The 25879-nt window shown below is 72.7% G+C and carries 24 protein-coding genes; 5 read left to right on the top strand and 19 right to left on the bottom strand.

The annotated features are described in order from the left end of the window. Nucleotide 1: 1 nt before the first annotated feature. A complete protein-coding gene (locus ACFUJY_RS25690; RefSeq protein ID WP_383303879.1) occupies nt 2-895 on the top strand; it encodes a metal ABC transporter permease in 894 nt (297 codons plus the stop codon). A gap of 65 nt (nt 896-960) precedes the next feature. After that, nucleotides 961-1395, top strand: a complete 435-nt coding sequence (locus tag ACFUJY_RS25685) for a Fur family transcriptional regulator (protein WP_383303877.1) — start codon at nt 961-963, stop codon at nt 1393-1395. A gap of 42 nt (nt 1396-1437) precedes the next feature. Here ACFUJY_RS25685 and ACFUJY_RS25680 read toward each other — a convergent pair whose 3' ends face one another. The 7 genes from ACFUJY_RS25680 to leuA all read right to left on the bottom strand — a co-directional run bounded on the left by ACFUJY_RS25680 (nt 1438) and on the right by leuA (nt 10039). Then, nucleotides 1438-2256 (bottom strand): isoprenyl transferase, encoded by an 819-nt coding sequence (locus ACFUJY_RS25680; RefSeq protein ID WP_383303874.1) that lies wholly within the window; start codon nt 2254-2256, stop codon nt 1438-1440. 19 nt (nt 2257-2275) lie between these two features. Next, complete coding sequence (gene recO / locus ACFUJY_RS25675) at nt 2276-3022, bottom strand: DNA repair protein RecO (protein WP_073965270.1); 747 nt, start codon at nt 3020-3022, stop codon at nt 2276-2278. A gap of 59 nt (nt 3023-3081) precedes the next feature. Then, nucleotides 3082-3753 carry a response regulator gene (locus ACFUJY_RS25670; RefSeq protein ID WP_383303870.1) on the bottom strand — a complete coding sequence of 224 codons (672 nt, stop codon included), beginning with the start codon at nt 3751-3753 and terminating at the stop codon, nt 3082-3084. Continuing rightward, nucleotides 3750-5072, bottom strand: coding sequence for a sensor histidine kinase (locus ACFUJY_RS25665; RefSeq protein ID WP_383303867.1), 1323 nt, complete (start codon nt 5070-5072; stop codon nt 3750-3752). Before ACFUJY_RS25665 ends, ACFUJY_RS25670 begins: the two co-directional genes overlap by 4 nt. Before the next feature lie 42 nt (nt 5073-5114). Next, on the bottom strand, nt 5115-7214 hold the full coding sequence (locus tag ACFUJY_RS25660; RefSeq protein ID WP_383303864.1) for an MMPL family transporter: 2100 nt from the start codon (nt 7212-7214) through the stop codon (nt 5115-5117). A gap of 150 nt (nt 7215-7364) precedes the next feature. Then, complete coding sequence (locus ACFUJY_RS25655) at nt 7365-8042, bottom strand: TerB family tellurite resistance protein (protein ID WP_383303861.1); 678 nt, start codon at nt 8040-8042, stop codon at nt 7365-7367. Nucleotides 8043-8251: 209 nt separating this feature from the next. Next, the gene (leuA, locus tag ACFUJY_RS25650) at nt 8252-10039 is read right to left on the bottom strand and encodes a 2-isopropylmalate synthase (protein WP_383303858.1); all 1788 of its coding nucleotides are present in this window, start codon (nt 10037-10039) and stop codon (nt 8252-8254) included. Between the two features lie 315 nt (nt 10040-10354). Between leuA and ACFUJY_RS25645 the strand changes: the two genes are divergently transcribed. Both ACFUJY_RS25645 and ACFUJY_RS25640 read left to right on the top strand, forming a co-directional pair. After that, nucleotides 10355-11431 carry a M4 family metallopeptidase gene (locus ACFUJY_RS25645; RefSeq protein ID WP_383303855.1) on the top strand — a complete coding sequence of 359 codons (1077 nt, stop codon included), beginning with the start codon at nt 10355-10357 and terminating at the stop codon, nt 11429-11431. 14 nt (nt 11432-11445) lie between these two features. After that, on the top strand, nt 11446-11712 hold the full coding sequence (locus tag ACFUJY_RS25640) for a protealysin inhibitor emfourin (protein WP_383303852.1): 267 nt from the start codon (nt 11446-11448) through the stop codon (nt 11710-11712). A 192-nt stretch (nt 11713-11904) separates the two neighbouring features. On the opposite strand, the gene era is transcribed toward ACFUJY_RS25640, so the two are convergent. The 7 genes from era to ACFUJY_RS25605 all read right to left on the bottom strand — a co-directional run bounded on the left by era (nt 11905) and on the right by ACFUJY_RS25605 (nt 17825). Continuing rightward, on the bottom strand, nt 11905-12879 hold the full coding sequence (era, locus tag ACFUJY_RS25635) for a GTPase Era (protein WP_383303849.1): 975 nt from the start codon (nt 12877-12879) through the stop codon (nt 11905-11907). 94 nt (nt 12880-12973) lie between these two features. Next, a complete protein-coding gene (locus ACFUJY_RS25630) occupies nt 12974-13336 on the bottom strand; it encodes a cytidine deaminase (RefSeq protein WP_383303846.1) in 363 nt (120 codons plus the stop codon). Nucleotides 13337-13397: 61 nt separating this feature from the next. Then, nucleotides 13398-13751: an MmcQ/YjbR family DNA-binding protein gene (locus ACFUJY_RS25625; RefSeq protein ID WP_383303843.1), complete on the bottom strand. Its 354-nt coding sequence runs from the start codon at nt 13749-13751 to the stop codon at nt 13398-13400. Continuing rightward, nucleotides 13748-15040 carry a hemolysin family protein gene (locus tag ACFUJY_RS25620; RefSeq protein WP_383303840.1) on the bottom strand — a complete coding sequence of 431 codons (1293 nt, stop codon included), beginning with the start codon at nt 15038-15040 and terminating at the stop codon, nt 13748-13750. The genes ACFUJY_RS25625 and ACFUJY_RS25620 overlap by 4 nt, the downstream gene beginning before the upstream one ends. Continuing rightward, the gene (gene ybeY / locus ACFUJY_RS25615) at nt 15037-15534 is read right to left on the bottom strand and encodes an rRNA maturation RNase YbeY (RefSeq protein WP_383303838.1); all 498 of its coding nucleotides are present in this window, start codon (nt 15532-15534) and stop codon (nt 15037-15039) included. The genes ACFUJY_RS25620 and ybeY overlap by 4 nt, the downstream gene beginning before the upstream one ends. A gap of 9 nt (nt 15535-15543) precedes the next feature. Next, on the bottom strand, nt 15544-16596 hold the full coding sequence (locus ACFUJY_RS25610) for a PhoH family protein (RefSeq protein WP_143615732.1): 1053 nt from the start codon (nt 16594-16596) through the stop codon (nt 15544-15546). 122 nt (nt 16597-16718) lie between these two features. Beyond that, the gene (locus ACFUJY_RS25605; RefSeq protein WP_383303834.1) at nt 16719-17825 is read right to left on the bottom strand and encodes a PfkB family carbohydrate kinase; all 1107 of its coding nucleotides are present in this window, start codon (nt 17823-17825) and stop codon (nt 16719-16721) included. A 301-nt stretch (nt 17826-18126) separates the two neighbouring features. Between ACFUJY_RS25605 and ACFUJY_RS25600 the strand changes: the two genes are divergently transcribed. Next, nucleotides 18127-19482, top strand: a complete 1356-nt coding sequence (locus ACFUJY_RS25600) for an MFS transporter (protein WP_383303831.1) — start codon at nt 18127-18129, stop codon at nt 19480-19482. Here ACFUJY_RS25600 and ACFUJY_RS25595 read toward each other — a convergent pair. The 5 genes from ACFUJY_RS25595 to ACFUJY_RS25575 all read right to left on the bottom strand — a co-directional run bounded on the left by ACFUJY_RS25595 (nt 19446) and on the right by ACFUJY_RS25575 (nt 25844). After that, nucleotides 19446-20438: an adenosine deaminase gene (locus ACFUJY_RS25595; protein WP_383303829.1), complete on the bottom strand. Its 993-nt coding sequence runs from the start codon at nt 20436-20438 to the stop codon at nt 19446-19448. The genes ACFUJY_RS25600 and ACFUJY_RS25595 overlap by 37 nt on opposite strands. Nucleotides 20439-20479: 41 nt before the next feature. Beyond that, complete coding sequence (locus ACFUJY_RS25590) at nt 20480-21388, bottom strand: ribonuclease Z (RefSeq protein WP_383303827.1); 909 nt, start codon at nt 21386-21388, stop codon at nt 20480-20482. After that, nucleotides 21389-21748 carry a histidine triad nucleotide-binding protein gene (locus ACFUJY_RS25585; protein ID WP_383303824.1) on the bottom strand — a complete coding sequence of 120 codons (360 nt, stop codon included), beginning with the start codon at nt 21746-21748 and terminating at the stop codon, nt 21389-21391. It abuts the gene before it with no gap. A 223-nt stretch (nt 21749-21971) separates the two neighbouring features. Further along, the gene (locus ACFUJY_RS25580) at nt 21972-25190 is read right to left on the bottom strand and encodes a S41 family peptidase (RefSeq protein WP_383303821.1); all 3219 of its coding nucleotides are present in this window, start codon (nt 25188-25190) and stop codon (nt 21972-21974) included. Nucleotides 25191-25313: 123 nt separating this feature from the next. Next, on the bottom strand, nt 25314-25844 hold the full coding sequence (locus tag ACFUJY_RS25575; RefSeq protein ID WP_383303819.1) for a hypothetical protein: 531 nt from the start codon (nt 25842-25844) through the stop codon (nt 25314-25316). Nucleotides 25845-25879: the final 35 nt, after the last annotated feature.

The raw sequence follows: 25879 nt of genomic DNA, 5'->3' as shown, positions 1-25879 counted from the left end.
CATGGAATTCCTCGACCCTCCCTTCATGCAGCGGGCGCTGCTCGCCGCCGTACTGGTCGGTGTCATCGCGCCCGCCGTCGGCATCTACCTCGTGCAGCGCCGGCAGGCCCTGATGGGCGACGGCATCGGCCACATCGCGATGACCGGCGTCGGCCTCGGCTTCCTGCTCTCCACCAGCCCGGTCTGGATGGCCACCGCCGTCGCCGTCGCGGGTGCGGTCGTCATGGAGCTGATCCGCTGGTACGGACGCACCCGGGGCGACATCGCGCTGGCCATGCTCTTCTACGGCGGCATGGCGGGCGGCGTCCTGCTGATCAACCTCTCCGACACCGGCTCGAACGCCAACCTGACCTCGTACCTCTTCGGTTCGCTGTCCACGGTCTCGTCCGAGGACATCACCGCGATCTCGCTGCTCGCCGCGTTCGTGCTGCTGGTGACGGTGGGGCTGCGGCGGCAGCTGTTCGCCGTCAGCCAGGACGAGGAGTTCGCCCGGGTGACCGGCCTGCCGGTGCGGCTGCTGAACCTGCTCGTCGCGGTCACCGCCGCGGTGACCGTCACGGTCGCGATGCGGGTCGTGGGGCTGCTGCTGGTCAGCGCCCTGATGGTGGTCCCGGTCGCCGCCGCGCAGCAGATCACCCGGTCCTTCAAGGTGACGTTCGTGCTCTCCGTCGTCATCGGCGTCGGCGTCACCCTGTCCGGCACCATCACCTCGTACTACCAGGACGTCCCGCCCGGCGCGACGATCGTGCTGCTGGCCATCGGGGTCTTCGTCGTCCTGACGCTGCTCGCCGCCCCGCTCGCCCGCCTCCGCGCCCGGCGCGGCGAGACCGAGGCGGAGCGGTGCACCCTGGAAGTACCGGCGGCCCGCCCGGCGCCGGACGACGTCCGGGTCTGACCCCCCGGACGGGGCGGGCTGGCACAATGGCCCGACAGATGTACGGGCGACACGAGGAGGCTCCTGTGGCGACGGCGCCGATCAGTGGTACGAATGCGGCTCCGGTACGCGGCCGCTCGACCCGGCAGCGGGCAGCCGTCGCGGCGGCACTCGACGAGGTGGACGAGTTCCGCAGCGCCCAGGAGCTGCACGACGTGCTCAAACACCGGGGGGACTCGGTCGGCCTGACGACCGTCTACCGCACCCTTCAGTCCCTCGCCGACGCCGGCGAGGTGGACGTCCTGCGCACCACGGAGGGCGAGTCCGTCTACCGGCGCTGCTCGACCGGCGAGCACCACCACCACCTGGTCTGCCGCATGTGCGGCAAGGCGGTCGAGGTCGAGGGGCCCGTGGTCGAGCAGTGGGCGGAGACCATCGCCGCCCAGCACGGCTTCGTCAACGTGGCGCACACGGTCGAGGTCTTCGGCACCTGCGCGGACTGCGCCGGCGGCGAGAAGTAGCAGGCGGGCCGGCCGGGGTGGGTCCCCGGCCGGCCCGGCCGCTCAGCTCCCCGAGGCCGCGACCTCCTCGGCGCCGCCGAACCGGCGGTCGCGCTGGGCGAATTCCAGACAGGCGCGCCACAGGTCCCGGCGGTCGAAGTCCGGCCACAGCACGTCCTGGAAGACCATCTCGGCGTACGCGCTCTGCCAGATCAGGTAGTTCGAGGTGCGCTGCTCGCCGCTGGGCCGCACGAACAGGTCCACGTCCGGCATGTCCGGGTAGTAGATGTACTTCGCGAACGTCTTCTCGTTGACCTTCGACGGGTCGAGCCGCCCGGCGGCGACGTCCTGCGCGATCCGCTGCGCCGCGTCCGCGATCTCGGCCCGGCCGCCGTAGTTGACGCAGAAGTACAGCGTCATCTTGTCGTTGTCCGTGGTCTGCTCCTGCGCGACCTGGAGCTCCTGGACGACGGACTTCCACAGCTTGGGCATGCGGCCCACCCAGCGGATGCGGATGCCGAGCTCGTCCATCTCGTCCCGGCGGCGGCGGATGACGTCCCGGTTGAAGTTCATCAGGAACTTCACCTCTTCCGGGGACCTCTTCCAGTTCTCCGTCGAGAAGGCGTACAGCGAGAGGTTCTTGACGCCCATCTCGATGCAGCCCTTGAGCACGTCCATGACGACGCCCTCGCCGACCTTGTGCCCCTCGGTGCGCGGCAGACCGCGCTCCTTCGCCCAGCGGCCGTTGCCGTCCATCACGATGGCGACGTGCTTGGGCACCAGCTCACCGGGGATCTTCGGGGGCACGGCACCGGACGGGTGCGGTTCCGGGGTCTTGTAGTCGCGCCGGTTACGGCCGCCGAGCATCCCGCGTACTGCCATGAGCTTCAGTCTCCCTGTGTCACTTCTCTACGTACCGCAGTGAACGCAGCCCGCGCTCCAGATGCCAGTGCAGATACGCGGACACCAGCCCGCTCCCCTCCCTGACATGACGCGCCTCGCACGCGTCCGCCGTCTCCCAGTCGCCGGTGAGCAGGGCGCTCAGCAGGGCGACGGCCTCAGCCGAGGGTACGACGCTGCCGGGCACCCGGCAGTCGCCGCATACGACCCCGCCCGCCGCCACCGAGAAGAAACGGTTCGGTCCCGGCAGTCCGCAGCGGGCGCAGTCGTCGAAGCTGGGGGCGTAGCCGTTGACCGCGAGGGAGCGCAGCAGGAAGGCGTCCAGGATGAGATGCGGCTCGTGCTCGCCCCGGGCCAGCGTGCGCAGCCCGCCCACCAGCAGCAGGTACTGCTGTACCGCGGGTTCGCCCTCGTGGTCGGTGAAGCGCTCGGCGGTCTCCAGCATCGCGGTCCCGGCGGTGTAGCGCCCGTAGTCGGTGACGATCCCGCCGCCGTACGGGGCGATCGTCTCGCTCTGGGTGCACAGCGGCAGCCCGCGCCCGACCAGCTCGCTGCCCCGCGCGAAGAACTGCACGTCCACATGGGAGAACGGTTCGAGCCGGGCCCCGAACTTCGACTTGGTGCGCCGCACCCCGCGCGCGACGGCCCGCACCCGGCCGTGGCCCCGGGTCAGTATCGTGATGATCCGGTCGGCCTCGCCCAGCTTCTGCGTGCGCAGCACCACGCCGTCGTCCCGGAACAAGCTCATGCGTCCCATTGTCCGGTACGCCACCGACACCCGGGGCCCGCCCCCGTGAGGCGGGCCCGTCAGCTTCCCCCGGCGGGCACCACGAGCCCCGACTCGTAGGCGGCGATGACCAGCTGGGCCCGGTCGCGGGCGCCCAGCTTGCCCATGATCCGGCTGACGTGGGTCTTGGCGGTGAGCGGGCTGAGGCCCAGGCTCTCGGCGATCCCGGTGTTGTTGAGCCCGCGCGCGACCAGGGCCAGGACCTGGCACTCCCGCTCGGAGAGCATGCCGAGGGCCTCGGGGCCGGGCCCGGCGGGGGCGCTCGGGGCGCTGAGCACCCGGGCGATGAGGCGGGCGGTCGGGCCGGGCGAGAGCAGGGACTCACCGGCCGCGACCGTTCTGATGGCGGCCAGCAGGTCGGCGGGCCGGGTGTCCTTGACCAGGAAGCCGGAGGCACCGGCGCGCAGCGCCTCGACGATGTGGTCGTCGGTGTCGTAGGTGGTGAGGACCAGCACCTTCACCCCGGCCAGGTCCTCGTCGGCGGCGATCCGGCGGGTGGCCTCGATGCCGTCGAGCTCCGGCATCCGGATGTCCATGACGACGAGGTCGGCGCGGGCCGAGCGGGCGAGCGCGACCGCTTCCAGGCCGGTGGCGGCCTCGCCGACCACCTCCATCTCCGGGTCGGAGCCGACGAGCATCGCGAAGGCCGCCCGGACGAGCGTCTGGTCGTCCGCGAGCAGTACCCGGATCATGGTGTGGTCTCCGCTTCCCGTGCCGTTGGGTGTTCACGCGCGTACGTGCCGGGCTCGTCCGCCCGGTTTCCCGGGGGCGCCGGCGGGAGAGGCAGCAGGGCCGACACCTCGAAGCCGCCGCCGGGGCGGGGGCCCGCCGTGAGGGTGCCGCCGGTGGAGCGGGCGCGTTCCCGCATTCCGACGATCCCGAACCCGGGCGCGGTGCCGTCCTCCACCGGGCCGGTGCCGTCGTCGGTGACCGAGACCCGCAGTGCCCCGGCCGCCGGGGCGACGAGGACGCGCACCCGGGCCCCGGCGCCCGCGTGGCGTACCGCGTTCGTCAGGGACTCCTGGACGATCCGGTAGGCGGCCGCGCCGACGGCCGGGGCGAGGCGGCCGGCCGGGACGCCGGTGGTGTCGAGCTCGACCCGCGCCCCGGCCGCCTCGGCGGCCCGTACGAGGCCGGGCAGGGCGGCCAGGTCGGGCAGCGGGCCCTCGGCCTCCGCTCCCCCGGCCTCCTGCCCGGACCCGCGCAGCACCTGGAGGGTGGTCCGGAGCTCGGCCCTGGCCTCCCGGCAGGTGTCGGCGATGTCGTCCAGCGCGGCGGCCACGGCCCGCCGGTCCAGCCGGTCCGGGTCGACGGTCAGGATGTGCGAGGCGACCGAGGTCCGCACCCCGATGACGGTGATGCTGTGCGCGAGGAGGTCGTGCAGATCGCGGGCGATCCGCAGCCGCTCCTCCGCGACCCGGCGGGCCGCCTCCTCCTCCCGGGTCCGCTCGGCGCGTTCGGCGCGCTCCAGCACCGAGGCGACGTACTGGCGGTAGATGCGCACGTCGACCCCGCAGAGCAGCACCGCGACGATCCAGCCGGAGATCCGCAGCAGTTCGAGGACGTCGTGGGCGCTGAGGGCGAGCACGACCGTCACCATCACGGAGGTGACGCCCACGCCGACGAGCAGGGTGCGCAGCGGGCGGCCGGTGACGGCCACGGTGTACAGGACGATCCAGGTCTGCGGCATCGGCGCCGAGTGGAGGTCCTGGGTGCCGTGGTAGACCGCCAGCAGCGGCACCATGGCGCACAGAATCCACACCGGGGCGCGCCGCCGCCAGGCGAGCGGTACGGCGCTGCCCAGGAGCAGCGCCCAGCCGGCCGCCCCGAGCGTGCCGGCGTCGCCGGTGGACAGGGCGAGGGCGGCGGCGAGTGCCGCCGCGCCCGCGGCGGTCAGGGCGTCGTTGCGCGTCCGGTGCGGTGCGAGCATCGGGTCGCGGTTGACGACGGCCAGGACGCGGTCCCGGCGGCTGGTGGCCGCGGGGGCGGCCGGGGCGGTGGCTGGGGGCACGTAGCCATCCTCCGGTACGGGACGGGGCTCTGTCAGCGCCTGTCAGGGGGCACTGACGAGTTCGGGCTCCCTGGACGCTCCGGCGGGGGCGGGGCGGCTGAGCGCGCCCGGCCACCAGATCCGGCGCTGGAGGGCCACGCTCGCCGATGTCACCAGGTAGGTGCGGACCAGGAAGGTGTCGAGGAGGACGCCGACGGCGATCACGAAGCCCATCTCGACCAGGGCCGTCATCGGCATGTTCGTCAGCACGGCGAAGGTGGCGGCGAGCACGAGGCCGGCCGACGCGATGACTCCGCCGGTGGTGCGCAGGGCGGTGAGCGCGGCGTCGGTGGGCTCCGCGCCGCCCCGGGCCTCCTCGCGGACCCGGTGCATCAGGAAGATGCCGTAGTCGACGCCGAGGGCCACCAGGAAGACGAAGGTGAGCAGCGGCAGCCCGGGGTCGGTGCCCTCCAGCCCGAGGACGGGTCCGAAGAGCAGGCCGCCGATGCCGAGGGCCGCGCCCCAGACCGCGACGACGGCGGCGACGAGCAGCAGCGGGGCGACGAGGCTGCGCAGCAGGGCGATCAGGATGAGGAGGACGGAGAGCAGGACGAGCGGGACGACGGTCCGCAGGTCCCGGGTTCCGGCCTTCTCCAGGTCCATCTGCTGGGCGCTGGGCCCGCCGACATGGCTGCCGGGGAGGCGTTCGCGCAGGGCGAGGATGGTGGCCCGCTCGCCGGCCGACTCGGGGGCGGCCTCCGGGGTGACGGAGATTTCGGTCCACCCGCCGCCGCTGCGTCCGCGCTCGACGGCTGCGACGCCCTCGGTGGTACGGGCCCGGGCCAGCGCGCCGGGGGCCTCCCCGGTGGGCGTGGTCACGATGACGGGCTGGCTGGAGCGGCCTGGGTAGGCGTCGGCGAGGGTCTTCATCGCGGTGACCGAGTCCGGCTTCGTGGTGAAGGAGTCCTCCAGCTTGAGGTCGCCGGGCAGGTTGAACACCCCGAGCGACAGCGCGCCCAGCAGCACCCCGCCGGTGACGAGGACCGCGACCGGCCGGCGCCCGGCGGAGCCGCCCATGGCCGCGAAGAGCGAACGGCGGCGGCGCGGCTCGGAGCCGTACACGGGGACGAGCGGCCAGAAGACGCGGCGGCCCAGCAGGACCAGGACGGCCGGGAGCAGCGTCAGCATGGCCAGGAGGGCGCACAGCACGCCGACGGCGGCGATGGGGCCCATGCCCCGGCTGCTGGTGAGATCGGCCGCCAGCAGGCACAGCAGGCCCGCGGCGACGGTCCCGGAGGAGGCGAGGACGGCGGGCCCGCAGCCGCGCAGCGCCGCCGCCATGGCGTCGCGGGGGCGTTCGGCGCGGACCAGCTCCTCGCGGTAGCGGGAGACCAGCAGCAGCGCGTAGTCGGTGCCGGCGCCGAAGACGAGGATGGTCATCACGGCGGAGCTCTGGCCGGTGACGGTGACGTCGAAGCCCTGGTTCACCCCGTAGACCACGGCCATGGACAGGGCGTCGGCGACGCCCGCGACGGCGAGCGGCACCAGCCACAGCAGCGGGCTGCGGTAGATGAGGATCAGCAGGACCGCGACGACGCCGACGGTCGTGTAGAGCAGCGGCCCGCCCAGCGAGTCGTAGACCTTCTTGGAGTCCACGTACAGCGCCCCGGGCCCGCCGACCTCGACGCCCAGTCCGTCGCCGCCGCGTACGGTCTCGCGGACGTCGTCCACGAACGCGGTGCGGGCCTCGTCGTCCTGGCCGGGCTCGGTGGTGGAGACCGGGTACATCAGCGTGGTGCCGTCCTCGGAGGGCACGGCGCGCGGGGGCGCGGTGAGGGTGTGGCCGCTCGCCACTTCGGCGGTCTGGCGGGCCGCGCGCGCCCGGTCGCCGGGGGTGAGGCCGCCGTCGCGGTGGTAGACGAGGACCAGGTCGGTGGACTCGCCGCCGGGCAGCGCGTCCTGGATCTTCGCGACCTGGGTGGAGTCGGCGCTCGCCGGGAGATAGTCGACGGCCCGGTCGACCTGTACGTCCGCCAGCTTGCCCGCGAACGGCCCGGCGACGGCCAGGACGGCGGCCCAGAGCGCGACGACCGCCCAGGGCAGCAGCCGCCACCGGCTCACCGTTCGTGTGCGTGTGCCGCTGTCCTGTTCCGCGGTCCTCATGGGCGCGCCCCTTCCGTACGGGTGTCCGGTCGGGTCCAGACTCCCGTGGGGGCGGGGGAACTTCGTCGCGCCCGGGGCCGACTTCCCGGCTACTGCCCGGGTAGGCGGGACGGGCCCGTTACTCCCTGGGGAGTACCGGGCGGGAGCGGCTCAGGAGGGCGTACGCGCCGCCTCGGCGAGCAGCCGGGCGGTGTCCTCGGCGCACAGCCTCAGCGCCCCGCCGACGGTGGTCAGCACCTCGCGCTCGGCGGTGCTGTACGCGCCGTCGGCGAGGGCGATGCGGGCACCCTGGAGCAGAATCGATTCGCGCCCGGTGGGGGCGAGGTGCGGGGCGAGCGGTTCCAGCGCCTCGTGCAGCTCGATGGCGAGGGCCGCGCCGCACGCCTCGGCCGCCGGGTCGAACGCGGAGCCCTGGCCGATGTCGGCGGACAGCACCTCGACGACGGTGGCGAGCTGTTCGGGCGTGCAGTCCTCGTACCCGGCGCCGCGCACGGTCTCGGCGGCGCTCTCCAGGACCGTACGGGAGGTGCTGCCGCCGGCCGCGAGGACGCCGAGGGCCACGGTGTGCACGGCGTCCCGGAGCATCGCGGAGAACCGGGTGGTGGTGGGGTGGTCGAGCGCTTCCGGGTCGAAGTGCTGGTGGCAGGCGGCGCATTCGACCACCGGGCCCGTGGTGCCGCGGCGCAGCAGGGGCACGCCCAGCACGGCGAAGCGGCGGCGGCCGGTGAGACGGCGGTAATTGCGGTCACCGCCGCAGCCGGGGCAGAAGAACTCCCCGTCGCCGGTGGTGTCCCACAGCGTACGGATGCCGCAGATACGCAGCTTCATGGCGCGTTGTCCCAGGGCTGACCGCACGTCGCACACCTCCGTAACACTCCGGCAACACTGCCGTGTCGACGTGATGTTAACCACATCCCCGTTGCGCCGTCAGCACCCCGCCGGTCACAACCGCCCGGAGAATGGCCGAACCCCGCCCCCCGGAAGCGGGTGGGCGGGGTTCGCGGACCGTACGGCTCCGGGCCCTTTCGAGCGCCGGGTCAGCGGGCGGCGCGGTTGACGGCCGAGACGACCGCCTTCAGCGAGGCACGGGTGGTGTTGGCGTCGATGCCGATGCCCCACAGCACCTTTCCGTCGATCGCGCACTCGATGTACGAGGCGGCCTGGGCGCTCGCGCCCTCGCTCATGGTGTGCTCGGTGTAGTCCAGCAGCCGGGCGTCGATGCCGATGGCCTGCAGCGCTTCGAAGAAAGCGGAGATCGGGCCGTTGCCGGTGCCGGTCAGCACGGTGTCCGCGCCGTCCACGGTCGCCTCGACGGTGATCGTGTCGCGGCCGTCGGAGCCGGTCGTGCTCTGGCCGGAGCGGATCTGCACGCGCCCCCAGGCGTTCTCGGGGTTGGGCAGGTACTCGTCCTGGAAGACGCTCCAGATCTGCGTCGGCGTGACCTCGCCGCCCTCGGCGTCGGTCTTGGCCTGAATGATCCGGGAGAACTCGATCTGCATCCGGCGGGGCAGGTCCAGCTTGTGGTCGTTCTTCAGGACGTACGCGATGCCGCCCTTGCCGGACTGCGAGTTGACCCGGATGACCGCCTCGTAGGAGCGGCCGACGTCCTTCGGGTCGATCGGCAGGTAGGGCACGGCCCACTCGATGTCGTCGACGGTCTTCCCCTGGGCGGCGGCGTCGGCCTCCATGGCGTCGAAGCCCTTCTTGATGGCGTCCTGGTGGGAGCCGGAGAAGGCGGTGTAGACCAGGTCGCCCGCGTAGGGGTGGCGCGGGTGGACCTCCATCTGGTTGCAGTACTCGCTGGTACGGCGGATCTCGTCGATCTGCGAGAAGTCGATCTGCGGGTCGACGCCCTGCGAGAACAGGTTCATGCCCAGCGTCACCAGGTCGACGTTGCCGGTCCGCTCGCCCTGGCCGAACAGGCAGCCCTCGATCCGGTCCGCCCCGGCCATCAGGGCCAGTTCGGCGGCGGCGACGGCGGTGCCGCGGTCGTTGTGCGGGTGGACGGACAGGCAGACGAACTCGCGGCGGGTCAGGTTGCGCGACATCCACTCGAACCGGTCCGCGTGCGTGGACGGCGTCGAACGCTCCACGGTGGCGGGCAGGTTGAGGATGATCTCGCGGCCCTCCTCGGGCTGCCAGACGTCGCAGACCGCCTCGCAGACCTCCAGGGCGAAGTCCAGCTCGGTGTCGGTGAAGATCTCGGGGCTGTACTGGTAGCCGAAGATCGTCTCGTCGCCCAGGATCTTGTCGGCGTACTCCATGACCAGCCGGGTGCCGTCCACCGCGATCTGCTTGACCTCCTCGCGGGAGCCGCGGAAGACCACGCGGCGGAAGGTCGGGGCGGTCGCGTTGTACAGGTGGACGGTGGCGCGTCGAGCGCCGACCAGTGATTCGACGGTCCGCTCGATCAGTTCCTCGCGGGCCTGCGTCAGGACGGAGATCGTCACGTCCTCGGGGATCGCGCCCTCTTCGATGATGGAGCGGACGAAGGCGAAGTCGGTCTCGCCGGAAGACGGGAAACCGACCTCGATCTCCTTGTACCCCATGCGTACGAGCAGGTCGAACATCTCGCGCTTGCGGGCCGGCGACATCGGGTCGATCAGGGCCTGGTTGCCGTCGCGCAGGTCGGTGGAGAGCCAGCGGGGCGCCTTGGTGATCCGCTGCTCGGGCCAGGTGCGGTCGGGGATGTCCACGGCCTCGTAGCGGCCGTACTTGTGGACCGGCATCCCGGACGGCTTCTGCAGCACCGTGGCGTTGGTGATCGGCGTGGGACGGCCGACGGCGTGCGAGGCGGGGGTCTGGGCGGGATTGACTTCGGTCATGGCGCGGGGCTCCTCGGGTGTCCTTCTCCGGGACGGCCGACTGTGTTACTGCAACACCAGACTCCGCGGGGAGGGGGTCGGCCTCGACTACAGGCCCTCGCCGCGGCAGCTAAGAAGAAGCAGCCCGAAACGCATGATGCGCCGAGACTAGCCGAGGGGCGCCCGAGACGTGGGTGCCGTTCCAGTATGCGGGATCGACAGCCGCTCTTACCCGTACGAGACGACCTAAACGCTCAACAGTGACCAATCACTCCATTTCATCAACCCCGATAGCAAGCAGTGACAGCGCACTTACGGAGTGCCACAGTCGTGTGTATGCAGCCTCGTTCACAGCAGGGGTTCCACCCCGTCTTCTGCACCATCGTCCCGCCCCACGTCCTCGACAAGCTGTCCCAGTCCGACGACCCCGTCCTCGCCGATCCGGCCCGCCGCACCCTGGAGTCCGACGCGACCCGCCGCACCCGTCGCCAGATGACGACCGTCGCCCGGCCCACCGCCCCCGCCGAGCCGGACGACGAGGGCACCGCCAAGCCCGACCGCACGCTGTACGACTGCCGCCACGGCACGGACCTGCCGGGCACCAAGGTGCGCGGCGAGGGCGAGCCGCCCACGAAGGACGCCAGCGTCAACCGCGCGTACGCGGGCCTCGGCGCCACCTTCGACCTGCTGCTCACCGCCTACGGCCGGCGCTCCATCGACGGTCACGGACTGCCGCTGATCGGGTCCGTCCACTACGACGAGAAGTACAACAACGCCTTCTGGGACGGCGAACAGATGGTCTTCGGAGACGGGGACGGGGAGATCTTCCTCGACTTCACCGTCGCCCTCGACGTGATCGCCCACGAACTGACCCACGGTGTCACGCAGTACACGGCCAACCTGAGCTACTACGGCCAGTCCGGCGCGCTCAACGAGTCGGTCTCGGACGTCTTCGGCTCCCTCGTGAAGCAGTACTCACTGGGCCAGACCGCCGACCAGGCGGACTGGCTGATCGGCGAGGGGCTGCTCGCACCCCGGGTCCAGGGCGTGGCGCTGCGCTCGATGAAGGCCCCCGGCACGGCGTACGACGACGACGTGCTCGGCAAGGACCCGCAGCCGGCGTCCATGGACGACTACGTCCACACCGGCGACGACAACGGCGGCGTCCACATCAACTCCGGCATCCCCAACCGCGCGTTCTACCTCCTGGCGACCGCGCTGGGCGGCAGCTCCTGGGAGCGGGCGGGCCAGCTCTGGTTCGATGTGCTCACAGGTGGTGAACTGGCGGTGGACGCGGAATTCGCGGACTTCGCCCGGCTGACCGTGGCGGCGGCGCGCAGCCGCTTCGGCGAGGGCGACGAGGTGGAGGCCGTCCTCAAGGCGTGGTCGGAGGTGGGCGTTCCGACCGACTAGGAGGGACACACCGCATGCGGATTCGGGTGAGCAGGACCGGCGGCTTCGCCGGCATCGCGCGCCACGGCGAGATCGACACCTCCGGGCGGGCCGACGCCCAGGAGTGGGAGGCCCTGGCCGACTCGGCGCTCGCCGACGGCCAGGCCGCCGCGTCCCGGGGCGTCCCTGACGGCTTCAGCTACCGGATAACGGTCGACGGCAGGACCGTGCACTGCGCGGACCCCCGCCTGACCGAGGCCCAGCGCGCCTTGATCTCACGCGTCCTGAAGGAGGGCGCGTGAGACCGGGAGGCTGCCGGGTGCGGGTCGGGGAGTCCTGAGACGGGAGGCTGAGGAGCCCCCCGCTCAGAACCCGAGCTTGCGCAGCTGCTTCGGGACCCGTCTCCACGGCCCCCCTCGCACCCTTCGGCCCCTGGGGGCCTCAGCGGCTTCGGGCGGCTGCGTCGGCCTCCGGCCGCCGGTTCGCGGTGCCGCTCAGAACCCGAGCTTGCGCAGCTGCTTCGGGTCGCGTTGCCAGTCCTTGGCGACCTTGACGTGCAGGTCGAGGAAGACGGGGGTGCCGAGCAGGGCCTCGATGTGCTTGCGGGACTTGGTGCCGACGTCCTTCAGCCGCTTGCCCTTCGGGCCGATGATGATGCCCTTCTGGCTGGGGCGCTCGATGTAGACGTTGGCATGGATGTCCAGCAGCGGCTTGTCCGCCGGCCGGTCCTCGCGCGGCAGCATCTCCTCCACGACCACCGCGATGGAGTGCGGCAGCTCGTCGCGTACGCCTTCCAGCGCGGCCTCGCGGATCAGCTCCGCGACCATCACCATCTCCGGCTCGTCGGTGAGGTCGCCCTCGGGGTAGAGCGGCGGGCTCTCGGGCAGGAGCGGGGCGATCAGGTCGGAGAGCAGATCGACCTGCTGGTCCTTGACGGCCGAGACCGGGATGATCTCCGCCCACTCGAAGCCCAGCTCCTCGCCCAGCCGGGAGACGGCCAGCAGCTGTTCGGCGAGCTGCTTGGAGTCGACCAGGTCGGTCTTGGTGATGATCGCGATCTTGGGCGTCTTCCTGATGCCCGCGAGCTCCTTGACGATGTACTTGTCGCCGGGGCCGAGCTTCTGGTCGGCGGGCAGGCAGAAGCCGATCACGTCGACCTCGGCCCAGGTGGTGCGCACGATGTCGTTGAGCCGCTCGCCCAGCAGGGTGCGCGGCTTGTGGAGCCCGGGGGTGTCGACCAGGATCAGCTGGGCGTCCGGCCGGTGCACGATGCCGCGCACGGTGTGCCGGGTCGTCTGCGGACGGTTGGAGGTGATGGCCACCTTCCTGCCGACCAGAGCGTTCGTCAGGGTGGACTTGCCCGCGTTGGGGCGGCCCACGAAGCAGGCGAAGCCGGCCCGGTGGGGGGCGGGGTTCTCGGCCTGCCGCGCGGCGGCTTCAGGGTTAGGTCGAACGCTCATGGCGCCCATTGTCCCCGATCGCGGGGGCGGCGGGGCACCGAGGCGCCCGCCACCGCCTCCGGGCCCGGTCCGGACGGGCCCCGGCCCCCGCCCCGTACGGGGGTCAGCCGGCCGTGACGCTGAGCCGGAGCAGGCCGTCCGGCCCGGCGAGCAGCACCGGCGTGCCGGGTCCGCCCAGGTCCCGTACGGCGGCCCGGTCCTCGTCGGAGGGGGCGTCCGCCTCGGAGACGATCGCGGCGGCCTCCAGGGACTTCGCCCCGCTGGCCACCGCCATCGCGACGGCCGTCCGCAGCGCGCTGAGCTTCAGCGACTCCAGCTCCACGGTCCCCGCCACATAGGTGCGCCCGGTCTCGTCCCGGACGGCCGCGCCCTCGGGGACGCCGTTGCGGGCGCGGGCGCTGCGCGCCAGGGTGACGATCTTGCGGTCCTCGGCGCCGAGGTCGGTGGTGCCGGTGCTCTCAGTCATGTGCCGAGCATACGAAGCCCGGCGCGGACCGGGGCGGGCGGGAGCCCCGGTCCGGTGCGCCTCAGGGGCGGTCGAGCCGCAGCCGCTCCGCCTTCGGCAGCCCCGCCACCACCAGGTCGTAGCTGTCCTCGATCAGCTCGCGGAGCTTCGCGTCGGGCAGTCCGGAGACGGTGACGGTGTTCCAGTGGCGCTTGTTCATGTGCCAGCCGGGCACCACCGCCTCGTACTCCTCGCGCAGCCGGACCGCCTCGTCGGGGTCGCACTTGAGGTTCACCGTCAGCGGCCGGGCGTCCAGCGCGCTGAGCGCGAACATCTTGCCGAGCACCTTGAAGACGGACGCCTCGGGCCCGAACGGGAACTCCTCGGTGCTCGCGTTGAAGCTCAGGCAGAAGGTCCTCAGCTGCTGCGGGGTCATTCCGCCGTCTCCTCCTCGGAAGCCACCGGCTCCACCAGCACCGTGACGATCTTGTTGCGCCGGCCCGCCGGGGACTCCGCGGTCAGCCGCAGCCGCCGCCCGTCGGGCAGCTCGACCTCGGAGGACGCGCCGGCGATCGGGACCCGGCCCAGCGCCTTCGCGAGGAGCCCGCCGACCGTCTCCACGTCCTCGTCGTCGTACTCGTCGAGGCCGAACAGGTCGCCGAGGTCGCCGATGTCGAGGCGGGCGGTGACCCGGAAGCAGCCGTTCTCCAGCTCCTGGACGGGCGGCAGCTCGCGGTCGTACTCGTCGGTGATCTCTCCGACGATCTCCTCCAGGATGTCCTCGATGGTGACGATGCCCGCCGTGCCGCCGTACTCGTCGATGACGACGGCGACGTGGCTGCGTTCCTGCTGCATCTCGCGCAGCAGGTCGCCGGCGTTCTTCGTGTCCGGCACGAACGCGGCCGGGCGCATCGCCGTGGAGACCGGGTCGGCCTCCGAGTCCCGGTTGATGTGCGTCTTGCGGACCAGGTCCTTGAGGTAGACGATCCCGACGACGTCGTCCTCGTTCTCGCCGGTGACCGGAATCCGCGAGAAGCCGGAACGCAGCGCGAGGGTGAGCGCCTGCCGGATCGTCTTGTAGCGCTCGATGCAGACGAGGTCGGTGCGCGGGACCATCACCTCGCGCACGAGCGTGTCGCCGAGCTCGAAGACGGAGTGCACCATGCGGCGCTCCTCGTCCTCGATCAGCGACTCCTGCTCGGCGAGGTCCACCATGGCCCGCAGCTCGGCCTCGCTGGCGAACGGGCCCTTGCGGAACCCCTTGCCGGGGGTCAGCGCGTTGCCGATGAGGATCAGCAGCTGCGGGACCGGCCCCATGATCCGGGCCAGCGGCAGCAGCACGTACGCCGACGCGGTCGCCGTGTTCAGCGGGTGCTGGCGGCCGATGGTGCGCGGCGAGACGCCGATCGCGACGTAGGAGACGAGGACCATCACGCCGATGGCGACGGCCAGCGCCTCCCAGGTCTCCGGGAACTCCTTCAGGCAGGCGTACGTGACGAGCACCCCGGCGGCCATCTCGCAGGCGACCCGCACCAGCAGGGCGACGTTGAGATAGCGCGTCGGGTCGGCCGCGACCTGTTCCAGCTTCGCGCTGCCACGCCGGCCCGAACGGACCGCCTCGGCGGCCCGAAAGCTCGACGTGCGGGCGATCCCGGCCTCGGCGCAGGCGGCCAGCCAGCCGACGACGACCAGCAGGACGACGCCGAAGATCAGGGGCAGGCTCACGAGACGGTGGGGGCGGGGGACGGGCCGGTCAGGCCGCGCTCACCGCGCCAGCCGTCCACGATGGCCGCCTGGAGGCCGAACATCTCGGCCTTCTCGTCCGGCTCCTCGTGGTCGTAACCCAGCAGGTGCAGCACCCCGTGGACGGTGAGCAGCTGGAGCTCCTCGTCCATGGAGTGCCGGGTCTCGGCTTCCTCGCCCTGCCTCTTCGCGACCTCGGGGCAGAGCACGATGTCACCGAGGAGCCCCTGCGGCGGCTCCTCGTCGTCCTTGGCCGGCGGACGCAGTTCGTCCATCGGGAAGGACATGACATCGGTCGGGCCCGGCAGGTCCATCCACTGGATGTGCAGCTGCTCCATGGCCGCTGCGTCCACCACGATCACCGAGAGTTCGGAGAGCGGGTGAATCCGCATGCGCGCGAGCGCGTAGCGGGCGATGTCGAGGATCGCCTGCTCGTCGACCTCGGTTCCGGACTCGTTGTTGACGTCGATCGACATGGTGCGCTGCTACTGCTTCCCGTTGTGACGGCCGCGGCCCCGGTGGCCCCCGCCGTCCTGCTCGCCCTTGCTGCTGTCGTACTTCTCGTACGCGTCGACAATACGGCCGACCAGCTTGTGCCGGACGACATCCTGCGAGGTGAGCCGGGAGAAGTGCACGTCGTCGATGCCCTCCAGGATCTCCTGCACCTGGCGCAGACCGCTCTTGGTCCCGGTCGGCAGGTCGACCTGGGTGATGTCACCGGTGACGACGATCTTCGAGTCGAAGCCGAGCCGGGTCAGGAACATCTTCATCTGCTCGGCGCTGGTGTTCTGCGCCTCGTCCAGGATGATGAAGGCGTCGTTCAGGGTCCGGCCCCTCATGTAGGCCAGGGGCGCGACCTCGATGGTGCCCGCCGCCATCAGGCGCGGGATCGAGTCGGGGTCGAGCATGTCGTGCAGGGCGTCGTAGAGCGGGCGCAGATACGGGTCGATCTTGTCGAACAGCGTGCCGGGGAGGAAGCCCAGGCGCTCGCCCGCCTCGACGGCCGGGCGGGTCAGGATGATCCGGCTGACCTGCTTGGACTGGAGGGCCTGGACCGCCTTGGCCATGGCCAGGTAGGTCTTGCCCGTACCGGCGGGGCCGATGCCGAAGACGATCGTGTGCTTGTCGATCGCGTCGACGTACCGCTTCTGGTTGAGCGTCTTGGGGCGGATCGTGCGGCCCCGGCTGGAGAGGATGTTCTGCGTCAGCACCTCGGCCGGCGTCTCCGTGCCGTCCGCCTGGCCGTTGTCGGTGGCCTTGAGCATCGCGATCGACCGTTCCACGGCGTCCTCCGTCATCGGCTGCCCGGTGCGGAGCACCAGCACCATCTCGTCGAACAGGCGCTGGATCAGGGCGATGTCCGCCGCGTTGCCCGTCGCGCTTATGTCATTTCCCCGGACGTGGATGTCGGCCGCCGGGAACGCCGCTTCGATCACGCGCAGCAGCGAGTCGCCCGCTCCCAGGAGCATCACCATCGGGTGAGCGGCCGGGATGCTGATGTGGGCACGCGCCTGCGGCTGTGTGGGTGACTGAGTCATGGGCCGGCCCTCGGGCCTGCGCATACCTCCCGTTGCAGGGTTCTCGCTGCTCGAAAACCTCGTGTGCCTCAAGCCTACGACTCCGCACCGACAACACCAGAGGGTTTTCCGGGGCGGTGGGACTACGCGCGGAAACCGATCGTGGGCAGGGCCCGGCGCAGCGGCCACGGCCGGGCGGCGGCCGGCAGCAGGGCGTCCAGGAAGGCGTAGCGCCGCAGCGCGGCCGGGTCCTGCCCGGCGCAGGTGCGCACCTGCTGCCACCAGGCGGCGATCTCCGCCCAGCCGGGGGCCGAGAGCGAGCCGCCGAACTCCTGGACGGAGAGGGCGGCGGTCAGCCCGGCGAACGCGAGGCGGTCGGCGAGGGGCCAGCCGGCCAGCGTGCCGGTGACGAAGCCGGCCACGAAGACGTCGCCGGCCCCGGTCGGGTCCAGCGCCTCGACCTCGATGGCCGGGACCTCGGCGGCGGTGCCGGTGGCGGCGTCGACCGCGTAGGCCCCGTCGGAGCCGAGGGTGACGACGGCGAGCGGTACGCGTTCGGCGAGGGCGTGCGCGGCGGCCCGGGGGCAGTCGGTGCGGGTGTAGCGCATCGCCTCCTCGGCGTTGGGCAGGAAGGCGTGGCAGTGCTCCAGGCCGCTCAGGGAGTCCAGGTCCCAGCGCCCGGTCTCGTCCCAGCCGACGTCCCCGAAGACCAGGGCCCCCCGGCCGGCGGCCTCCGCGACCCAGGGTTCGGTGCGGCCGGGCACCAGCGAGGTGACGGCGGCCCGGGCCCTGGGCGGGCAGCGGGGGAAGGCGGGGGCCTCGGGCGAGGCGGTGGTGGGGAGCGACGGGGCCTCGTGGCCGTGCGAGACCATCGTCCGCTCGCCCTCGTACGCCATGGAGACGGTCACCGGGGAGTGCCAGCCGCGGACCGTGTGCGAACGGGAGAGGTCGATGCCCTCGCCCTGTTCGAGCGCGTCCCAGCAGTACTCGCCGTAGTGGTCGTCGCCGAACGCGGCGGCCAGGGAGGTGCGCAGGCCCAGGCGGGCCAGCGCGGTGGCCATGTTGGCGACGCCGCCGGGGCTGGAGCCCATGCCGCGCGCCCAGGACTCGGTGCCGCGTACGGGGGCGCTGTCCAGGCCGGTGAAGATGATGTCCAGGAAGACCGTGCCGGTGAGGAAGACGTCGCAGTCGGGGTCCTGCGGGGCGCGCAGTCCGTCCAGCGGGTCGATCTGCGGAATGTCAGCGCTCACCTTGCACTCCCCGGTCGCGGCGGTTGCGGCCAGTGTGCCCGATACGCGGCGGTGATGGACGAGTGCGCGCCGCGCGTGTGTTCACGGTCGCTGACCTGCGTAAACATGCGCGGTTACCCATCCATGAACCACGTAAACACAAAAGTGATCCAGATCACAGAAGACCGGCTTTCGGTGAGCCGGGAGCACTTGATACAAATTGGCCCGCGAGCACCGTTGGAGACGTACCCGACGGAAGCGCCGATTTCTCGTATTTCCCCCCTCCCTTCTGCCTCTTCTCGGCATGTCCTCAGGAACGCCCATGTCCTCGCGCCCTCGCGCCGCGTGGCCCCTGGTCGCCGTGTTCACCGCCGGCTACCTCGCCGCCTATCTCCTCCCCACCATCGTGGGACGGCTCTCCGTCTATCTGGGCCTGAGCACGGCCCAGGCCGGGCTGGTCGGCAGCGCGCTGCTGCTCAGCTCCGCCTCCGCCGGCTTCTCCCTGGCGGGACGCGTGGAGACGTACGGGCCGTGCAGACCGGCGCGCGTGGGACTGATCCTGTGCGCGGTGGGGTACGGCTGTGCGGCACTGGCCGGCACCGTGCCGCTGGTGGTCGCGGGCGCGGTGGTCGGCGGCTTCGGCTCCGGCACGGCGACCGCCGTCGCGGCGGCGGGCATCGCCGCCCAGAGCGACCCGCACCGCACCTCGTCCCTGGGGCTGCTGAGCGTCTCGGCGACCGCGGGCGCCCTGTACCTGACGGTCCCGCACCTGGGCGGCGGCCACCGGCTGCCGTTCGCCTCGATCGCTCTGGTCGCGCTGCTGGTCTGGCCGGCCACCTCCCGGCTCGGCGGCTCGTCCCCGGCCGGGCCGGCCACCCCCTCGGCGGGCCGGCTGCCGCACCGCCGCTCCGGACTGGTCCTCGCGGGCGGCATGCTCGTCTGGTCGATGGCGCAGAACGCGCTGTGGGGCGTCAGCAGCCGGATCGGCGTGGACCAGGTCGGGCTGTCCGAGGTGACGATCGGCGCGGTGTTCGCCGCCGCGCTGGGCGCCGGGCTGCTCGGTGTGATGGGCGCCGGGGTGCTGGGCTCGAAGCTGGGGCGCGCGGTCCCGATCGGGGTGGGCACCGCCGTCATCGCGGGGAGCATCGTGCTCAGCTCGTCCGCCGGGAGCCTCAGCTCCTTCGCGACCGGCGAGATCCTGTGGAACACCGTCTACCCGGTGGTCCTGTCGTACCTGATCGGTCTGGCCGCCTCCCTCGACGTACGCGGCCGCTGGGCGGTCCTCGCCGGGTCCGCCTCCTCCGTGGGCGTCGCCTGCGGACCGGTGCTCGGCAGTGTGCTGTCCGAGGAGGCCAAGTTCCCGGGGATGGGTCTGATCCTGGGCGCGGCGACCCTGCTGGTCGCGCTGCCGGTGACGGCCGTCGCCCTGCACGTCGGCGGCCGTCCGCTGGTGCCGGGTTCGGTCCGCCGCCGGGGCGGTGCGCCGGCGGCCCTGCTGGCGGTCACCACGGGTGCGGTGCCCGGCGCGGTCCCCAAGGTGGGCGCGCCCGAGCAGGCCGTCGCGGAGATCAGCATCCCGGCCCTGCGCCGCCGCCGGCTCGGCCGGAACGCCTTCCGGACGGCCGGCCCGGCGGGCGGCGGTCAGTCGAACGCGTACGCCTCGACCTCGGACAGGTAGCGCGCCCTGCGCTCCTCGTCGTGGTCGAGGAAGGCCGCCCGGAAGGAGTTGCGGGCCAGGGTGCGCAGCTGCTCGCGGTCCAGGCCGAGCGCTTCGTGGACCGCGTGGAAGGTGTCTCCGACGTACCCGCCGAAGTAGGCGGGGTCGTCGGAATTGACCGTGCAGAGCAGCCCGGCCTCCAGCATCGCGGGCAGCGGGTGCTGTTCCAGGGTGTCGACCGCGCGCAGCCGTACGTTGGACAGCGGGCACAGCGTGAGCGGGACGCGCTCGGCGACCAGCCGCTTCACCAGGTCCGGGTCCTCCATGCAGCGCAGCCCGTGGTCGATCCGCTCCACGCCCAGCACGTCGAGCGCCTCGCGGATGTACGAGGGCGGCCCCTCCTCGCCCGCGTGGGCGACCTTGCGCAGGCCGAGCTCGCCGGCCCGTTCGTACACCTCGCGGAACTTCACGGGCGGGTGGCCGACCTCGGCGGAGTCCAGGCCGACGGCGCTGATCCGGTGCAGGTGCGGCCGGGCCGCCTCCAGGGTCTCCAGGGCCGACTCGGCGGACTGGTCGCGCAGGAAGCACATGATCAGCTGGGTGGAGATGCCGTGCTTCTCCTCGCTGCGTTCCAGCGCCCGCCCCAGCCCCTCGACGACGGTGCCGATGGGCACGCCGCGCGCGGTGTGGGCCTGCGGGTCGAAGAAGATCTCGGCGTGGCGGACGCCCTGGGCGGCGGCGCGGGTGAGGTAGGCGTCGGCGAGTTCGGCGAAGTCGTCCTCGGTCCGCAGCACGGCCATCAGCGCGTAGTAGAGGTCCAGGAAGCTCTGGAGGTCCTCGAAGAGGTACGCGGTGCGCAGGGCTTCGGTGTCCGCGTGGGGCAGGGTCACGCCGTTGCGCGCGGCGAGCGCGAAGGCCAGTTCCGGTTCGAGGGTTCCCTCGATGTGGAGGTGGAGTTCGGCTTTGGGGAGGTGCACAGTGGTCTCAATCGTGTGGGGGTGGTGCGTGGTGCGTGGTGCTACGCGTGCCGGCTGGGGACCGGTACGCGCATGAGATCCCGGGCGACGGTCAGCTCGCCCTCGTAACCGGCCGCCCGGGCCTCGGCCTCGAACGCCTCCGGTTCCGGATAGCGCTGCGAGAAGTGCGTCAGGACGAGGTGCCGTACGCCGGCCTCCCGGGCGACCCGGGCCGCCTGGGAGGCGGTCAGGTGGCCGTGGTCGGCGGCCAGCTTCCGGTCGGCGTCGAGGAACGTCGACTCGATGACCAGCAGGTCGCAGCCTTCGGCGAGGGCGTACACGCCGTCGCAGAGCCTGGTGTCCATGATGAACGCGAACCGCTGTCCGCGCCTGGGCTCGGACACGTCGGCGAGCGTGGTCCCGCCGAGGTGGCCCTCGCGCTGGAGGCGTCCGACGTCCGGCCCCCGGATGCCGTGCTCGGCGAGCTTCGCGGGCAGCATCCGCCGCCCGTCCGGCTCGGTGAGCCGGTAGCCGTACGACTCGACGGGGTGCGAGAGCAGGTGGCCGTCGAGCGTGTACGCGGCGGTGGTGGCCAGCGGTCCGTCGGCGGCGACCGGGGCCTCGGTCAGCTTCACGGTCTCGCGGTACGCGGTCGCGTACCGCAGCCGGTCGAAGAAGCGCTGCCCGCTCGCCGGGTAGTGGGCGGTCACCGGGTGCGGGACCCGGTCGAGGTTGATCCGCTGGATCACCCCGGCCAGGCCCAGCGAGTGGTCGCCGTGGAAGTGCGTGACGCAGATCCGGTTGATGTCGTGCGCGGCGACCCCGGCCCGCAGCATCTGCCGCTGGGTGCCCTCGCCGGGGTCGAAGAGGATGCCCTCGCCGTCCCAGCGCAGCAGGTAGCCGTTGTGGTTCCGGTGCCGCGTCGGGACCTGGCTGGCGGTCCCGAGCACGACGAGTTCACGTGCCGACATCTATCCGGGCGGCCATTCCAGGCCCCGGCCGCCCAGGACGTGCGCGTGGGCGTGGAACACGGTCTGGCCGGCGCCGGCGCCGGTGTTGAACACGACCCGGTACCCGGTCCGGTCGATCTTCTCGTCGGCGGCGACGTTGCCCGCCTCGCACAGCACGTCGGCGAGCACCTGCGGTGCGGCGGCGCCGAGGGACGCGGCGTCCGGGTGGTGCAGGCGCGGGATGACGAGTACGTGGGTGGGGGCCTGGGGGTTGATGTCGCGGAACGCGACGGTGGTGTCGGTCTCGCGGACGACGGTGGCCGGGATCTCCCCCGAGACGATCTTGCAGAACAGGCAGTCGGGCTGCGGTTCTCCTGCCATTCGCTTACGCGCTCCTTGGGCTCGGGTGATCCGTTGCGGTCCAGCCTATCGGGGCGCCCCCGCGCCCGGAGCCTTTCGGGGGCGCTGCCCCCGGACCCCCGCTCCCGGCTGTCAGCCTCGCCGGCGTTTGAGGCGCGGGGTCCGGGGCGGCGCCCCGGTTTCGGGAAGGGGCGGGGTGGGGAACCGGCACGCCGCAGGCGCTCCCGCCCCCACCCCGCCGAGGTCACTCCGCGAGGCCCGGCAGCTCGGGTGCCACCTTCGCCGGCGCCCGCTCCAGCGACTCCAGCGCGATCCGGACCGCCTCGTCCAGCTGCGGATCACGTCCTTCGGCGTGATCCCGCGGCGTCATCACGACCTCCACGTCCGGGTCGACGCCGTGGTTCTCGACGCCCCACCCGTACCCCTCCAGCCAGAAGGCGTACTTCGGCTGCGTGACCAGCGTCCCGTCGACCAGCCGGTACCGGCTGTCGATGCCGATCACGCCGCCCCACGTCCGGACCCCGACCACCGGCCCGATCTTCAGCGCCTTGATCGCCGCGTTCACGATGTCGCCGTCCGACCCGGAGAACTCGTTCGCCACGGCCACCACCGGCCCCCGGGGCGCGTCGCCCGGGTAGCTCGTGGGGCGCATGCCGCGCGCCAGGTCCCAGCCGACGATGCGGCGGGCCAGCTTCTCCACGACGAGCTGCGAGGTGTGGCCGCCCCGGTTCTCCCGGACGTCCACGACCAGGCCCTCGCGCGCCATCTCGGTGCGCAGGTCGCGGTGGATCTGGGCCCAGCCGCCGCCGACCATGTCGGGGACGTGGAGGTAGCCGAGGCGCCCTCCGGACCGCTCGTGCACGTACGCCCGCCGGTCGGCGACCCACGCGTGGTAGCGCAGTGCCTCCTCGTCGGCGACGGGCACGACGACGACGTGGCGCCGGTCGCCCCCGTCGGCCGGGGAGACCGTCAGTTCGACGGGCTTGCCGGCCGAGCCGGTGAGCAGCGGCGCGGGCCCGGTGAGCGGGTCGACGGGGTGTCCGTCGACGGCCACGATCGCGTCCCCGGCCTGGATCGCGACGCCCGGCGCGGCGAGCGGCGAGCGGGCCGCCGGGTCCGAGGTCTCGGAGGGCAGCACGCGGTCGATGCGCCAGCTGCCGTCCTCGGCGCGCGAGAGGTCCGCCCCGAGCAGCCCCTGCCGGGCCGCGTCGTCGCGCCACCCGCCGGGCGGGGTGACGTAGGCGTGCGAGGTGCCCAGCTCGCCCTGGACCTCCCAGAGCAGGTCCATGAGGTCGTCGTGGGTCGCGACGCGCTCCAGGACCGGCCGGTAGCGGTCGAGGACCCCGGCCCAGTCGACGCCGCCCATGTCGGGGCGCCAGAAGTTGTCCCGCATGACGCGCCCGGCCTCGTCGTACATCTGGCGCCACTCGGCGGCCGGGTCGAGGGTGCGGCGGATGCGGGAGAGGTCGACGGTCACGGCGTCGTCGTGGTCGTCGTCGCCCGCGGGCACCCGGCTGTCGGAGGGGACGACGGACAGCTTGCCGTGGCTGATGATCGCCAGCCGCTTCCCGTCACCGCTCACCGCGAAACGGCTGACGTCCGAGGACAGCTCCTCGCAGCGCAGCTTCTCCAGGTCGTACCGCTCCAGGACGGTGTCCGGGCGGCGGGCGTCCGGGCCGGCCCCGCTGGTGCCGAGGACTCCGGTGAGCGGGTGGCGCAGCCAGAGCAGCCCGTCACGCGCGGTGCGCAGCGAGGAGTAGACGGCGGCCTCGACGGGAAGGGGCACGATCCGGTCGGCGAGGCCGTCCAGGTCGATGCGGGTGATGGGGAGCGCGGTGGGGTTGTCCTCGCCGTCGCCGCCCTTCTCCTTCTCCGTGGGCCGGCCGTGCAGCTGCGGCCCGAACGGCGAAGGCGTGGTCGCCGCGAGGGTGAGCAGATGCGGCCGGCAGGAGCCGATGAACGCCATGTCGAAGACGTGGGCGTCGTAGATGGGGTCGAAGGCGCGCTCGGAGAGGAAGGCCAGGTGCTTGCCGTCGGCGGTGAAGGCGGGCGCGAAGTCCCGGAACCGCAGCGGGGTGGCCTCGGAGACCGAGAGGTCGGCGATGTGGGCCAGCTTGAGCTGGCTGAGCGGCTCGGGGCCGGGGTGCGACCAGGCGAGCCAGGCGGAGTCGGGCGACCAGGCGAGGCCGGAGGCGTCGCCGTTCTCGCTGCGGTCCACCTCGTGGATCTCGCCGCTCTCCCGCTCGACGATCAGCACCCGCCCGTCGTGCGCGGCGACCGCGAACCGGCTGCCGTCGGGGGCGGGGGCGAGGTCCAGGACGCGGCCCAGCCGGCCCGCCGCGAGGCGGCGGGGTGTGGCGCCGGGGGCGGTGCCGGTGGCGGGGGCGATCTCCAGCGCGTCGTCGCCCTCGGCGTCGGTGACCCAGACGACCTGCTGGTCGCCGTCGGCCTGGAAGGTGCGCGGCAGCCTGGCCCGTACGCCGGGCTCGGCGGCGAGTGCGCGGGCGGGGCCCTCGCGGTGGGTGACCCAGTGGACCGCCCCCCGCGACAGGACCGCGCTGCCCCGGCCGGTGCGGTCGGGCGACGCGCTGGTCAGGTGGCTGTCGGCGTGCAGCGGGTAGGGCTGGAGGTCGGCGCGTTGGCCGCCGAGCCGGACCTCGACGCGGCGGGGCTCGTCGCTCTCCAGGCCGTCCAGGAGCCAGAGTTCACCGGCCGAGGCATAGGCGACCCGGGTGCCGTCGGTGGTGGCCTGCCGGGCGTAGAAGCCGTCGACGGGGGTGTGCCGGCGCAGGTCCGTGCCGTCGGGCAGCGAGGAGTAGAGGGCGCCGGTGCCCTCGTGGTCGGAGAGGAACGCGATGCGCTCCCCCACCCACATCGGGCACTCGATGTTGCCGTCGAGGTCCTGGTGGACCCGGGTGAACTGGAGCGGGTCGTCCTCGGCCGCGATCCAGAGCTTGCCGGCCGTGCCGCCCCGGTAGCGCTTCCAGGAGGCGGCTTCGCGCCCCATGGTGGCCGAGAGCAGCAGGACGCGCCCGGCGGGCCCGTACGCGAGGGAGCCGACGGGGCCGTACGGGAGGGTCCGCGCGGGACCGCCGTCGACCGGGACGGCCCGGGCCCAGCTGCGGCGCAGTGAGACCTGCCCCTGGGTGCTGGTGACCAGCACGTCGCCTTCGGGGGTCCAGCCGCGCACGGTGGTGCGGGCGTCGCCCCAGTGGGTGAGCCGCCGGGAGGGCCCGCCGTCGGCGGGGGCGATGTGCACCTCGGGCGCCCCGTCGCGGGTGGACGTCCAGGCGACGAGGGTGCCGTCGGGAGATATGCGCGGCTGGGTGACGGGACGGTTGTCTGCGCTGACCCGCCACGCCCGGCCGCCGTCGAGCGGGGCGAGCCAGACGTCGTCCTCGGCGGTGAAGGCGATCACATCACCTTGGACGTGGGGGTACCTGAGGTAGGAAGGCTGTGTCACACGATCACCCTAGGCCGCGGGTGTGCCGGGTGGCACGGGGTTGGCCGGAGTACGTCATGCGGTGCGGGTCCTCCACCGATGCACGCGAACCGACGGTGACCGCCGACTCCCCCTCCTGCGGCCTCACTTGCCGGGGTACGCGGTGACCGTCACCGTCACGGTGGCCGTCGGGCCGTCGCCCCGGCCCGGAGGGCCGGCCGGCGGCGCGGTCGTGGCCGGGGCGGTGCAGTCGCCGAGCAGGGTGGCCCGGAAGACGGCGCGGCCACCGCTCTTCGCGGTCATGTCGCCCCGCACGCACCGGCCTTCGACCGCGTAGGTCACCTGCCCGTCCAGCGCGATGTCGCCGCCGGACTTCGTCCTGCCGTCGCAGTGGACCTCGGCCGTCCGGCGCGCGGCGGAGGGCGCCGCCGAGCGGGGGGTGCCGCCGCCGTCGAGTGAGGCCGTGCAGGTCAGCCAGCGCACCTGGACGCCTTCGTGCTCCAGGGCGCGGGTGGCGGTCCGGTCCGTGGTGAAGGCGACGGACGCGGTGTTCAACGCGCCGGTGGCGTCGCCCGGTTCACAGGCGGTGAGCCCGGCGACGGCGGCCGCGGCGAGGCAGAGCGCGGCCGGAAAACGACGGGCCGCGCGACGGCCCCCTGCCCTTGATGTCCCCATACGGGCAGCTTCCCACCGCAGGTGACGGCGCGGTA

The organism is Streptomyces sp. NPDC057249 (assembly GCF_042669245.1).
Classification (GTDB): domain Bacteria; phylum Actinomycetota; class Actinomycetes; order Streptomycetales; family Streptomycetaceae; genus Streptomyces.
This window is presented reverse-complemented; position numbering and strand designations above follow the sequence as displayed.

Coding starts and splice junctions, on each gene's coding strand:
- era (WP_383303849.1), bottom strand. CDS start 12,879: ATGGGCGCCATGAGCGTTCGACCTAACCCTGAAGCCGCCGCGCGGCAG.
- ACFUJY_RS25680 (WP_383303874.1), bottom strand. CDS start 2,256: ATGGCAGTACGCGGGATGCTCGGCGGCCGTAACCGGCGCGACTACAAG.
- recO (WP_073965270.1), bottom strand. CDS start 3,022: ATGAGCTTGTTCCGGGACGACGGCGTGGTGCTGCGCACGCAGAAGCTG.
- ACFUJY_RS25645 (WP_383303855.1), top strand. CDS start 10,355: ATGCAGCCTCGTTCACAGCAGGGGTTCCACCCCGTCTTCTGCACCATC.
- ybeY (WP_383303838.1), bottom strand. CDS start 15,534: ATGTCGATCGACGTCAACAACGAGTCCGGAACCGAGGTCGACGAGCAG.
- ACFUJY_RS25590 (WP_383303827.1), bottom strand. CDS start 21,388: ATGTCGGCACGTGAACTCGTCGTGCTCGGGACCGCCAGCCAGGTCCCG.
- ACFUJY_RS25585 (WP_383303824.1), bottom strand. CDS start 21,748: ATGGCAGGAGAACCGCAGCCCGACTGCCTGTTCTGCAAGATCGTCTCG.
- ACFUJY_RS25600 (WP_383303831.1), top strand. CDS start 18,127: ATGTCCTCGCGCCCTCGCGCCGCGTGGCCCCTGGTCGCCGTGTTCACC.
- ACFUJY_RS25575 (WP_383303819.1), bottom strand. CDS start 25,844: ATGGGGACATCAAGGGCAGGGGGCCGTCGCGCGGCCCGTCGTTTTCCG.
- ACFUJY_RS25655 (WP_383303861.1), bottom strand. CDS start 8,042: ATGAAGCTGCGTATCTGCGGCATCCGTACGCTGTGGGACACCACCGGC.
- ACFUJY_RS25640 (WP_383303852.1), top strand. CDS start 11,446: ATGCGGATTCGGGTGAGCAGGACCGGCGGCTTCGCCGGCATCGCGCGC.
- ACFUJY_RS25625 (WP_383303843.1), bottom strand. CDS start 13,751: ATGACCCCGCAGCAGCTGAGGACCTTCTGCCTGAGCTTCAACGCGAGC.
- ACFUJY_RS25630 (WP_383303846.1), bottom strand. CDS start 13,336: ATGACTGAGAGCACCGGCACCACCGACCTCGGCGCCGAGGACCGCAAG.
- ACFUJY_RS25610 (WP_143615732.1), bottom strand. CDS start 16,596: ATGACTCAGTCACCCACACAGCCGCAGGCGCGTGCCCACATCAGCATC.
- ACFUJY_RS25660 (WP_383303864.1), bottom strand. CDS start 7,214: ATGAGGACCGCGGAACAGGACAGCGGCACACGCACACGAACGGTGAGC.
- ACFUJY_RS25670 (WP_383303870.1), bottom strand. CDS start 3,753: ATGATCCGGGTACTGCTCGCGGACGACCAGACGCTCGTCCGGGCGGCC.
- leuA (WP_383303858.1), bottom strand. CDS start 10,039: ATGACCGAAGTCAATCCCGCCCAGACCCCCGCCTCGCACGCCGTCGGC.
- ACFUJY_RS25690 (WP_383303879.1), top strand. CDS start 2: ATGGAATTCCTCGACCCTCCCTTCATGCAGCGGGCGCTGCTCGCCGCC.